Annotated in this window: 5 protein-coding genes; 3 read left to right on the top strand and 2 right to left on the bottom strand. The window is 72.0% G+C overall.

The genetic code is table 11. The features are described 5' to 3' along the window. Positions 1–119 precede the first annotated feature (119 nt). Positions 120–1,001 carry a LysR substrate-binding domain-containing protein gene (locus AB0C69_RS35975; RefSeq protein WP_360359863.1) on the bottom strand — a complete coding sequence of 294 codons (882 nt, stop codon included), beginning with the start codon at positions 999–1,001 and terminating at the stop codon, positions 120–122. Positions 1,002–1,193: 192 nt separating this feature from the next. Here AB0C69_RS35975 and AB0C69_RS35970 point away from each other — a divergent pair, with 192 nt between their 5' ends. Continuing rightward, the gene (locus tag AB0C69_RS35970; RefSeq protein WP_345178083.1) at positions 1,194–2,519 is read left to right on the top strand and encodes a HAMP domain-containing sensor histidine kinase; all 1,326 of its coding nucleotides are present in this window, start codon (positions 1,194–1,196) and stop codon (positions 2,517–2,519) included. 95 nt (positions 2,520–2,614) lie between these two features. On the opposite strand, the gene AB0C69_RS35965 is transcribed toward AB0C69_RS35970, so the two are convergent. Further along, positions 2,615–4,150 (bottom strand): cyclic nucleotide-binding domain-containing protein, encoded by a 1,536-nt coding sequence (locus AB0C69_RS35965; RefSeq protein WP_360359860.1) that lies wholly within the window; start codon positions 4,148–4,150, stop codon positions 2,615–2,617. Between the two features lie 861 nt (positions 4,151–5,011). On the opposite strand from AB0C69_RS35965, the gene AB0C69_RS35960 reads away from it, so the two are divergent. Then, positions 5,012–5,896, top strand: a complete 885-nt coding sequence (locus tag AB0C69_RS35960; RefSeq protein WP_360359858.1) for a helix-turn-helix transcriptional regulator — start codon at positions 5,012–5,014, stop codon at positions 5,894–5,896. Positions 5,897–6,183: 287 nt separating this feature from the next. After that, entirely contained in the window at positions 6,184–6,366 is a 183-nt protein-coding gene (locus tag AB0C69_RS35955) for a DUF397 domain-containing protein (RefSeq protein ID WP_345178088.1), read from the top strand. Positions 6,367–6,550 lie beyond the last annotated feature (184 nt).

Raw genomic sequence — 6,550 nt, 5'->3', positions numbered from 1 at the left:
GCACGGCCGTCAACATCTGCTCGATGGTCTTCGGCAACATGGGCCTGGACTCGGGGACGGGCGTCGCCTTGGACGTCCTGCGCGGCGTCGTGGACGACTCCGGCGAGCGGGCGGCCTGATCAGGCGGGCCACTGGCGCGCCGGGGCGTGCAGCGCCCGCGCCGCCGGGCCGCGCGGTCCCTCGGCGCGCCAGGCCAGGGCGATCCGCCCGGCCAGCCGCGGCCGGACGACCGGGAGCGCGCGCAGGTCGTCCGGGCGGCCGAGGGCGGCGGACTCGGGCAGCACGGCGACGCCGAGGCCGTGTGCGGCGATCTCCGCGAGCACCGGCGGCTCGCCCGCCTCGAACGCCACGCGGGGGCGAAGTCCGGCGTCCGCGAAGGCCGCGTCCAGGACGGACCGCAGCCCGGTGCCCTTCGGCAGGCAGATCAGGCTCTCCTCGGCGAGCGCCCGCAGGGTGATCGTGGACCTGCGCGCCAGCGGGTGGGTGCGGGCGACGGCGGCGACGAGGTCCTGCTCGATGACGACCCGCGTCGCGACGCCCTCGGGAGGGCCGGCACCGAGGCTGAGGTACGCCAGGTCGATCCGTCCGGTGCGGAGCCCCTCGGTCAGCGCGGCGGAGTCCTCCTGGACGACGGTGATCTCGATGTCCGGGTGGTCGCGGTGGAATTCGGCCAGCATGCCCGGAAGGTCCAGCGACCGGATCCAGTCGATCGTGCCGATCGTGACGTGCCCGCGGAGCAGGCCCGTCAGCTCGTCCACGGCCAGCCGGGCGCCCTCGACCGCCGCGAGCGCGGCCCGCGCGTAGGGCAGGACGGCGGCGCCGACCTCGGTCAGGCGGACGGTGCGGCCGGAGCGGTCGAACAGCGGCTGCCCCAGCTCCCGCTCCAGCTGCCGGATCTGGGCGCTCACGCCCGGCTGGGCCACGTGCAACCTTGCCGCGGCCTTGGTGAAGCCGGCCTCTTCCGTGACCGCCACAAAGTACTCAAGCTGGCGCAGCTCCATAACCGGACATGCTAGTCGCGGCGCTTCCCAGTGCCCGGGCTTCTGGGTGACCGGTCGGTCCGGCAACCATTTCTTTTGCCGGTCTTGGCCGCATCGCTGCTGTTCAGAGGACTGATCCGGGCGTGTGCGGTGATTACCTCACCTGCGGGAGGTCGGGTGTTCGAACGGCGCACATGGTCCATACGGGTGCGGATGACCGTTATTGCCGGGACGGTCACCGCCGTGATCTGCGCCATCGTGACGACGCTGATCCTCGTGGAGGCGCGGGGATCGGAGACCGACTCCGCCCGCGGCGAGGCGACCGCGGCCGCGCTCCGGCTGTCGTACGCGTTGCGGCGCGAGCCCGTGGAGGGGCGGATCGACGGGGTGCCGGGCGTCCTGCTGCAGGTCATGGACGAGAGGCGGACGGTGATCGCGGGGTCGCCGGGCCGGGCGCTGGCCCGCCGGCCGCTCGCCCGCTTCGTCCCGTCGCAGGAGCGCGTCTACACCTCGCGGAAGGTGTGCTCGCCGGTGCGGCGGCACCGGTGCCTGTGGGTGATCGGCTTCCGCGTCTTCAAGCCCGGCGGCGACTGGCTGATCTACGCCGCCGTCCCGATCGTCCCCTGGTACGTGAGCCCCGGCCTGATCATGTTCCTGGCCAGCGTCTCGCTGCTGGTGATCCTGCTGGGCTGCCTGCGCGCCTGGGCGACGGTGGACCAGACCCTCGCGCCGGTGGAGGCGATCCGGGCCGAGCTGGCGGAGATCACCGCGCACCGGTCGGGCCGCCGGGTGACGGTGCCGGAGGGCCGGGACGAGATCAGGCGGCTCGCGGAGGCCGCGAACGCGACCCTGGACCGGCTGGACAGCGCCCTCGAACGGCAGCGCAGCTTCACCTCCGACGCGTCCCACGACCTGCGCAGCCCCATCGCCGCCGCGCGAACCCAGATCGAGGAGGCGCTGCTGTTCCCCGACGACGTCGACTGGCCGCGGACGGCGCGCGGCGTCCTGCAGAGCCTGGAGCGGCTCCAGGCGATCGTGACGGACCTGCTGCAGCTCGCCCGGCTGGACGCCGCCGCCTGGCAGGAGGTCGAGACGATCGACCTCGGCGCGCTGGTCACCATCGAGGTGGCGAGGTCGGAGCGGACGAAGCGGATCGTCCCGCACCTCCAGGAGGGCGTGACGGTGCGCGGGGACCGGCTCCGGCTCGTCCGCCTGCTGACGAACCTGCTGGACAACGCCGAGCGGCACGCCGAGTCGCGCGTCGACATCACGGTGGCGCGGGAGGACGGCACGGCCGTGCTGGAGGTCGTCGACGACGGCGCGGGCGTCGCCGAGAAGGACCGGGACCTCGTGTTCCAGCGCTTCGCCCGCCTGGAGGACAGCAAGGCCCGCGACCCCGGGGGCACCGGTCTCGGCCTGCCGATCGCCCGGGAGATCGCGCAGCTGCACGGCGGCACCCTCACCATCGAGGACAGCGAGCGCGGCGCCCGGTTCGTCCTGCGGTTACCGCGCAACCACGACGGGAGGCCGGCCGGCTAGCGGGGGCGGGAAGCGGAGAACCCCGCGGCGCGGTGCGCGCGGGGTCGCGGCGGGCCGGGGCGGCCCGTGCGGGGGACGGGCCGGCGGGCGGCCGGTCAGGCCGCCGGATGGGCGGCCAGGCCGCGCAGGTGGATCCAGCCTTCGAGGTGCGACTCCTTCACCCGGCAGGTGATCCGCTCGTACTCGGCGGCGGTCACGTGGCCGGGGCTCGGGACGATCACGGAGTCGTAGACGAAGCGGGACGCGATGACGCCGAGGTCGGCGCCGGTCGCGGCGAGCCGGTCCTTGAGCGGGCCGGCGTCGAGGAGCCGGGCCGTCGTGATGATGGACGAGCCGGACACGCCGGGCGGGTCGGGCATCACGGGGCCGACGTTCACGGCGACCCTGAGCTGGACGCGGACGGCCCCGGTCGCGCGGTGGTTGTGGCGGCGCAGCCGCCGGCCGAGCGAGACCAGCATGGGGTCGATCACGGTGGCCGTCGGGACCTGCGGCGGGATGACGATGAGCGCGCCGTCGCCGCGGTCCTCGACGTGGCAGGCGTCCCAGGGGACGCCCGACTCCTCGAACGCCTCGCGGAGGGCTCGGTACATGGCGCGGCGCACGCCGATCCGGTCGGCGTCGTTGCGGTCGGGGGAGCTGAACCCGGCCACGTCGGTGTACACGATGGTGCAGTTCTGGCCGGCCCAGGACGGGGCGCCGACGTCCGGGAGGACCATGGGCTGCGTCGGCCGTTCCCAGGACGTCTCGACGGCGGCCTCCAGGACCGGCTGGACGGAGCGGGCGGGCGGCAGCGAGTTGGCGGGCGGCAGGGAGTTGCCGGGCGGCAGGGAGTTGCCGGGCAGGGAGTTGGCGGGGACGGTGCGGCACGGGACGGTCGGGGCCGCCCCGGACGCGGCGCCCGCGCCGTTGATCGCGGCTGCGGGCTCCACGACGCAGGTCGCGCCGCCCGCCCGCGGGTCGGGCGCGGCGTAGGGGGCCGCCACCACGAACGGCCCGGCCATCGCGTACGGGTAGTTCGGGACCACCGGCATCTGCGCCACGGCGTACGGCTGCGGCGCCCCGTACTGCGCCGCGGGTCCGTACGGGTGGGCCGCGCCGCCGGGGTGGTGGGCCCGCCGCGGCGGCCGGCCCGGGCCCTGCTCGGTCATCCGGTCGTACATCTCGCGTTCGAGGACGGCGACCACGTGCGGGTGGTCGCTCAGGTAGGCGACGAACTCCTGCGTGGTCAGGCACAGGACGTGGAGCGCGTCCATGGCGACGACGGTCGCCGAGCGGCGGCGCAGCAGCAGGGCGGCGCGCTCGCCGATGATGTCGCCGGGCCCGCGGAAGGCGACGAAGCGCTCGCGGCCGTCCCGCTCCACGGAGATCCGCACCGAGCCGGACTTGATCACGAGGGTGTGGTCGGCGTCCTGGCCCTCGGTCCACAGGACGGCGCCGACCGGGTGGACGACCTCCCGCGCCTGCGCCAGGAACGCGGCGCGCTCGGCGGTGGTGAGCCCGTGCCAGAACCCGGGCCGCCGGACGGTCTCGGCCCGCCGCTGGACGGTCCGCTGCCGCGGGACGAGCTCGTTGGGGACGAGCTCGTCGGGGACGAGCTTGTCCGGGTCGTGGTGGCGGGCGTGCTCGTTCATCGGCTCACCCGCCCGACGCCCGGCCGGGCGGGCGGCGACGAGCCCGCCGGACTCGTGGGGTGGACGGCGGAGGTGGGGGACGGTACGTGCTGTCTGGACATGTCAGGGACCCCATGCCTCGAATCGCGGCTCCGGAATCCGCGCGGGCGCCGGGTAGGTCCGGTATGGCCCGCGGGTGACCGGAGTCACATCACCTATGGTCCGCACCGCGTGGTCGCGGTTAGACTAGATGAGTCCGCAGAGACGTTTTGGCAGGTCAGCGCGGATCTTTCTGCGTCTTCGCAGAGGATGGGCGCGGTCGGCCGATCGTCTCGTGCGGCCCCGGGAGTCGCTCTCCGCTCTCCCTCCGATCGTCGTGGCTGCCAAACCGTTGATCGGCGGGAAGCGGCGGGCGACTCTGTTGCCTTCGCTGGCAGTGCCTTCTCGTGTTCCTCGCCCGGTGCCGCCCTCAGGCGTCGCCGGAGTCTCCTGTCCCCTTGCGGCCTCCCCGTGTGGCGCGTTCGGCCCTCTTCGTCGTACCCCGCTCGCGGCCGGCCCGTCTCCGCCTGCGGTCGGTCCCGGCCCGGCTGCGCCGTTCCCCGCCGGGACCTCACCCTGTGTTCAACCTCATCCGCGCTCGGATGCGGCATCCCGTCTTGTTGCATGACGTCGTCTGCTAATCTGCTATGTAGCACATTACAACAGAGTCCGACGGTATGCAGCACTCTGGAAGCTAACGGCGCGAGTTTTGGGCGATATGGCGGGGTCTGGTGGGCGGAGCGAAGATCAGATGTCTGGGACATGTAGCGTCGTGTCGGGGAGTGGGATGCCAGGTCCCCGATTGCCATGTAGCATCCAGTTGGGTGGCATGCACTACTCAGAGTGAGCGAACCAATGGTCAGTGACCAGGGCCCCGTAGTCCAGAGTGCGCTGCTGCGCACCGAGCTCGTCCGCCTGCGCAAAGAGAAGAAGCTGACGCAGGAGCAGGTGGCGCGGCAGCTGGAGTGGTCTCCGTCCAAGCTCATCCGGGTGGAGGGCGGCAAGAACGCCATCACCCGCACCGATCTGCAGGCATTGCTCGCGGTTTACGACGTCACCTCGGAGGGGCGCCAGGAGCGGCTGCAGGCGCTCGCCCGCGGCGCGCGGGAACCCGCCTGGTGGAACGCCTACCGCGGAGATCTGGACCCGAGCTTCCTCTCCTATGTCGGGTACTCCGCCGGCGCCGCGTTCATCCGGCAGTTCCACGGGACCGTCATCCCGGGGCTGATCCAGACGGCCGAGTACGCCGAGGTGCTGTCCACCGGCAAGATCTCCGAGCAGGCGCGGGTGCTGGCGGCGAAGTTGCGCATCCAGCGCCAGCAGGAGTTCGCCAAGCGGCAGAACCCGCCGCGCCAGCACTACATCATCGACGAGGCCGTCATCCGCCGGCACGTCGGCATCAAGAGCGACCCGGCGATCATGCCAGCCCAGCTCAACCACATCGCGGACGCGTGCGAGCGCGACGACCTGCTCACCGTGCGGATCATCCCGTTCAAGGCGGGCGCGCACCTCGGGCTCGACGGGCCGTTCAGCCTCCTGGAGTTCGACGGCGACCTCGACGACGTCCTCTGGCTGGAGGCGCGGCCGGGCGCCAGCGTGATGATCACCGGCGAGGACGAACGGATCACCGAGTACCGCGACACCTTCGAGCTCCTGCTGGAGCAGGCGCTGTCGGCGGACGAGTCGATCGCGCTGCTGCGGCAGGCCGCCGAAGACCTCATGGCCTGATTCCCCGACCGCAACCCGAACCACGCGACGGAGGTGACAGCCGCATCGGACACCGACAAGGCGAGTGGCCGTCATAACACGCAGGGTGATCTTGTGTTCCCTTGTAGGCGGGATAACTAGAACCGTTTACACTCGTGATCGGGAAATTTTCCACAAGGTCGTGGTTTGTCGTGCCCTGCTGGCGCTCGCCTGGCGGGTGTTCTTGTCCGATCGGTTGGCGAGACGGCACCCGCCGGCAATGGATGGAGGGTTGCTGGATGGTGTACCGGTCGGATCGGGGAGCGGCGGTGAGCTGGCGGAAGAGCAGCGCCAGCGGCGGCGGTCAGGAATGCGTCGAGGTGGCGGCGGCCGGCCCCGCCGTGCTGGTCCGAGATTCGCGAGACACCTCCGCCGGCTTCCTCACGCTCCACCCCGCCCAGTGGAAAGCCCTCCTGGCCGCCATCCGGAACGGAGAGCTCGAAGGGCGCTGAGTCACACGACTCGTTTTCTGCCTCTTGAATTGTCGATTAGTGCGGTTTCTGTTGGTATTTAAGGGCGATTTCTGACAACGAGCGGAGCGCCTGCGCCGGACCGGCCCGGACCCTGAGTGGACCCTGAAACCACCCTGAATCGCCCCTGATCACCCTGTTCCGGTGCGGGGGACCGCCCTACTTT

The organism is Actinomadura sp. NPDC048032 (assembly GCF_040653175.1).
In the GTDB taxonomy this organism is placed as follows: Bacteria; Actinomycetota; Actinomycetes; order Streptosporangiales; family Streptosporangiaceae; genus Spirillospora; species Spirillospora verrucosospora.
The sequence above is the reverse complement of the archived record's forward strand: the minus strand, read 5'-3'. Positions and strand labels throughout refer to the sequence as shown.